The sequence below is a fragment of the Pantoea sp. LS15 genome, assembly GCF_012241585.1.
Lineage (GTDB): Bacteria > Pseudomonadota > Gammaproteobacteria > Enterobacterales > Enterobacteriaceae > Enterobacter.
The window spans coordinates 146,169-149,409 of record NZ_JAAVXA010000011.1 but is presented as its reverse complement, the minus strand read 5'-3'; the positions used below and the strand labels follow the sequence as shown (position 1 = coordinate 149,409).

Genomic DNA, 3,241 nt, shown 5'->3' with positions numbered 1-3,241 from the left:
GGCCGTCAGTCGCAGCAACAACCAGGATCGCGCCGTCCATCTGCGCAGCACCGGTGATCATGTTTTTAACATAGTCGGCGTGGCCTGGGCAGTCTACGTGTGCGTAGTGGCGAGTCGGGGTGTCGTACTCAACGTGAGAGGTGTTGATGGTGATACCACGAGCTTTTTCTTCTGGTGCGTTATCGATCTGGTCGAATGCACGAGCAGAACCACCGTAGGTTTTAGCCAGAACGGTAGTGATTGCAGCGGTCAGGGTAGTTTTACCATGGTCAACGTGGCCGATAGTACCAACGTTGACGTGCGGTTTTGTACGTTCAAATTTTTCTTTAGACACGGCTATATTCCTTACTATAGTGCTCTCCCCTTTGGAGAGAGCACGGGACTTAGGTTTTAATCCTGTGGATTACTTACCACGGGCTTCAATAACGGCCTGAGCAACGTTGTTAGGCGCATCATCATACTTCAGGAATTCCATGGTGTATGATGCACGACCTTTGGTCAGAGAACGCAGCTGAGTTGCATATCCGAACATTTCAGACAGTGGAACTTCAGCGTGGATCTTAACGCCAGTTACTTCGGATTCCTGACCACGCAGCATACCGCGACGACGGCTCAAGTCACCGATAACGTCACCGGTGTTCTCTTCAGGAGTTTCTACTTCAACCTTCATGATTGGCTCAAGCAGAACTGGTTTTGCTTTCTTAAAGCCTTCTTTAAAGGCAATAGACGCAGCCAGTTTAAACGCCAGTTCAGAGGAGTCAACGTCGTGGTAAGAACCGAAGTGCAGACGGATACCCATGTCAACAACCGGATAGCCAGCCAGAGGGCCCGCTTTCAGCTGTTCCTGGATGCCTTTATCAACGGCTGGGATGTATTCACCAGGAATTACACCACCTTTGATGTCGTTGATGAACTCGTAACCTTTCGGGTTAGAGCCCGGCTCCAGTGGGTACATGTCGATCACAACGTGACCGTACTGACCGCGACCACCAGACTGCTTAGCGTGTTTACCTTCAACATCGGTAACTTTCGCGCGAATCGCTTCGCGGTAAGCAACCTGAGGTTTACCCACGTTCGCTTCAACGTTGAATTCACGCTTCATACGGTCAACGATGATGTCCAGGTGCAGTTCACCCATACCAGCGATGATGGTCTGGTTAGATTCTTCATCAGTCCATACGCGGAATGATGGGTCTTCTTTCGCCAGACGGCCCAGAGCCAGACCCATTTTTTCCTGGTCAGCTTTGGTTTTTGGTTCAACTGCGATGGAGATTACCGGCTCAGGGAATTCCATACGCTCCAGAATGATTGGGTGATCTGGGTCACACAGGGTGTCACCAGTGGTCACGTCTTTCAGACCGATAGCTGCAGCGATGTCGCCCGCACGAACTTCTTTGATCTCTTCACGTTTGTTAGCGTGCATCTGTACGATACGGCCAAAACGTTCACGCGCCGCTTTCACGGAGTTCAGGATGGTGTCACCGGAGTTAACCACACCAGAGTAAACGCGGAAGAAGGTCAGGTTACCCACGAATGGGTCGGTAGCAATTTTGAACGCCAGTGCAGAGAATGGCTCTTCGTCGCTTGCGTGACGCTCAGCCGGAGTATCTTTACCGTCGTCCAGGATGCCGTTGATCGCAGGAACGTCAACCGGGGATGGCAGGTAGTCAACTACCGCATCCAGCATCGCCTGCACACCTTTGTTCTTGAACGCAGAACCACAGGTTACCAGGATGATTTCGTTGTTCAGAACACGCTGACGCAGAGCTTTTTTGATCTCTTCTTCAGTCAGTTCTTCACCACCCAGGTATTTCTCCATCAGCTCTTCAGAAGCTTCAGCAGCGGATTCGATCAGGTTCTGGTGCCATTCGTCAGCCAGGTCCTGCATTTCAGCCGGGATATCTTCGTATTCGAAGGTAACGCCCTGGTCTGCATCGTTCCAGTTGATGGCTTTCATTTTCACCAGGTCGATTACGCCGGTGAAACCTTCTTCAGCACCAATTGCCAGCTGCAGCGGAACAGGGTTCGCGCCCAGACGGGTTTTGATCTGACCAACAACTTTCAGGAAGTTAGCACCCATACGGTCCATTTTGTTAACGAACGCGATGCGTGGAACTTTATATTTGTTCGCCTGACGCCATACGGTTTCAGACTGTGGCTGAACACCACCAACTGCGCAATAAACCATTACCGCGCCGTCAAGAACACGCATGGAACGTTCTACTTCGATGGTGAAGTCAACGTGCCCTGGGGTGTCGATGATGTTTACGCGATGCGGTTCGTACTGCTTAGCCATACCTGACCAGAATGCAGTAGTCGCTGCGGAGGTGATAGTAATACCACGCTCCTGCTCCTGTTCCATCCAGTCCATGGTGGCTGCGCCGTCATGAACTTCACCGATTTTATGGTTTACACCGGTGTAGAACAGAATACGTTCGGTAGTAGTGGTTTTACCGGCGTCGATGTGCGCACTGATACCGATGTTACGGTAGCGTGCGATGGGTGTTGTACGAGCCATTTGATTCCTCGTTATATCTTTAGGCGTTCAGTTAAGTTACCCAGAGCGGGCGGCTTCTCTGAAGCGCCCGCCTGGTGACTAATACTCCGAAGGGATTACCAACGGTAGTGTGCGAACGCCTTGTTGGCTTCTGCCATACGGTGAACGTCTTCACGTTTCTTAACTGCAGTACCTTTGTTGTCTGCAGCATCAGAAAGTTCGTTCGCCAGACGCAGAGCCATGGATTTATCACCGCGTTTACGAGCAGCTTCAACGATCCAACGCATTGCCAGAGCATTACGACGAACCGGACGAACTTCAACTGGAACCTGATAAGTAGAACCACCAACGCGGCGAGACTTAACTTCTACAGTCGGGCGCACGTTGTCGAGAGCGACTTCGAAAGCTTCCAGTTCATTTTTACCAGAACGCTGAGCCAGGGTCTCCAGCGCGCTGTATACGATTGCTTCTGCAGTAGATTTTTTACCATCTACCATCAGGATATTTACAAATTTTGCCAGCAGTTCTGATCCGAACTTAGGATCTGGAAGAATTTTACGCTGACCAATGACGCGACGACGTGGCATGGGAATACTCCGTTGTTAATTCAGGATTGTCCAAAACTCTACGAGTTTAGTTTGACATTAAGATAAATCAGTTTGGCCTTACTTAACGGAGAACCATTAAGCCTTAGGACGCTTCACGCCGTACTTGGAGCGAGCCTGCTTACGGTCTTTAACACCT

Annotated in this window: 3 protein-coding genes; all 3 read right to left on the bottom strand. The window is 50.6% G+C overall.

The window, feature by feature from the left end; genetic code table 11:
• The coding region (locus tag HED65_RS16500) for a GTP-binding protein (RefSeq protein WP_227647127.1) at positions 1–334 on the bottom strand (334 nt) is incomplete at its 3' end.
• A gap of 69 nt (positions 335–403) precedes the next feature.
• The gene (gene fusA / locus HED65_RS16495; protein ID WP_114979380.1) at positions 404–2,518 is read right to left on the bottom strand and encodes an elongation factor G; all 2,115 of its coding nucleotides are present in this window, start codon (positions 2,516–2,518) and stop codon (positions 404–406) included.
• Between the two features lie 95 nt (positions 2,519–2,613).
• Positions 2,614–3,084, bottom strand: a complete 471-nt coding sequence (rpsG, locus tag HED65_RS16490; RefSeq protein WP_004106370.1) for a 30S ribosomal protein S7 — start codon at positions 3,082–3,084, stop codon at positions 2,614–2,616.
• Positions 3,085–3,241: the final 157 nt, after the last annotated feature.